The sequence below is a fragment of the Thalassobacterium sedimentorum genome (genome assembly GCF_031127905.1).
GTDB lineage: Bacteria > Verrucomicrobiota > Verrucomicrobiia > Opitutales > Coraliomargaritaceae > Thalassobacterium > Thalassobacterium sedimentorum.
On sequence record NZ_JARXIC010000093.1, the window covers coordinates 1 to 1,494 of the forward strand.

The 1,494-nt window shown below is 43.8% G+C and carries 3 protein-coding genes; all 3 read left to right on the forward strand.

The window, feature by feature from the left end:
• Positions 1-107 precede the first annotated feature (107 nt).
• The 3 genes from QEH59_RS18505 to QEH59_RS18515 all read left to right on the forward strand — a co-directional run bounded on the left by QEH59_RS18505 (position 108) and on the right by QEH59_RS18515 (position 1,326).
• Entirely contained in the window at positions 108-551 is a 444-nt protein-coding gene (locus QEH59_RS18505) for a hypothetical protein (RefSeq protein ID WP_308986869.1), read from the forward strand.
• Between the two features lie 158 nt (positions 552-709).
• The gene (locus tag QEH59_RS18510; RefSeq protein ID WP_308986870.1) at positions 710-832 is read left to right on the forward strand and encodes a hypothetical protein; all 123 of its coding nucleotides are present in this window, start codon (positions 710-712) and stop codon (positions 830-832) included.
• 161 nt (positions 833-993) lie between these two features.
• On the forward strand, positions 994-1,326 hold the full coding sequence (locus QEH59_RS18515) for a hypothetical protein (RefSeq protein WP_308986871.1): 333 nt from the start codon (positions 994-996) through the stop codon (positions 1,324-1,326).
• Positions 1,327-1,494: the final 168 nt, after the last annotated feature.

Below are 1,494 nucleotides of genomic sequence, written 5' to 3' on the forward strand. Positions count from 1 at the left end.
CGGAGCAGATTGAGCGCATTGGAACAGCCCGAGGGTATATCCAGTCGGTCGTATCAACTCCGTTCGCTGCGCTCACTGCGTGATACACCTCGCCGTTCAGAAATAGAATGAAATACAAAATAATACCCCTAATCTTATTTGCCGCTCTAACTACTCTAGCGAATGCGGCTAGTGAAACGAAATCGGTTGGATCATTCATTGAAACCACAGGCGAATATGAATGGTCGAATTCGGAGCGTATTGTGCTAATCGAACAGAACAACGATCGACTACAATTTTCGATCTCGCTAGATGATCCAGTGCGAAAGAAATCCATTGGACCCAAAGCAGGCTTATTACAGCAAGGAAAGCCTTGGATGTTCTGGATCGAAAGTAGAAACAAAATTTGGATGTTCGACGGAGACTCTCGCCTCTGGGAATACACATTCAGAACGATTGAACCCAATAAATATCAAGACAGCATAAGTGAAATTAAAGACTCTGATTCTATACCATCTGAGCTACTTAGTGCACTTCCAGCTGAATTCATCCAGTCACTAAAAAAGATCTGAACCAGGCGAGAGTGGACAACTCCGTTCGCTGCGCTCACTCCGTGCCACCTCTTGACGATCAGGGAATAAAATTGAAAAAGGAAATCCTATTAGACGTATTTTTTAACCGCTTATTACCGCTAATGACCGCTTATCTAACCCGACGCTAAAAACGAAAAATGAATCCTCATTATAAGCGTAAATTAGTGAAAATAAAGCCTGCTGCGTGGGACAAGGTCCTTTACGCTGCGGTCTCTCCCGACAAGGTCGGAGCTGGAAAAACGGAGCACGAGAGCGGTTGAGCGGTCTAGGCTTCCTACACATTCGAGTCCTGATCCAGACGACACAGACAACCCATTTAACCCGCCCGTAAAACTCTAAAAATCAACAGGACGACTGAGCCCACAGGATGGGTGTCTGGTCTCAACGTTGGCTAAATAAACGAAAAAATAAAAACCTGAACATGGCTGTAATAATCAAAACACAAAATCCTTCGGAGCTACTCAAAAAAATAAAGAAAGCTATCGACGAAAACACCGTTCGCTCATGGTCCTATGACAAAGATGGGGACTTTACTCACGATGCAGAACAATGGAAAGATGAAGCTTGGTTAAGACCTAAAACCTACACAGGAGAATTGAGGTTGGGTATCGTCGCTCCCAAAGACACGAAACTATCTAGCCAGATTTACGGCTTATATCATGGTCGCTTCATTGATATGGTTCTAACTCATTTTGACAGTGAATTCACAATGGCAAGCGCCACAGCGGGTAAGACAGATCCAGACACCTTCTAGGAAACGATCAGCCAACCAGTCGATAGTATCAATTCCGTTACGGCTCCGCCTTCACTCCATCGATACATCTCATCGTTATGCTAAAAAAATTCTCACTATCATATCCACAATGATTATCTTGGCATTCTGCTCAGATGAACGCTCAAATAATACAAATTCCAATAACCC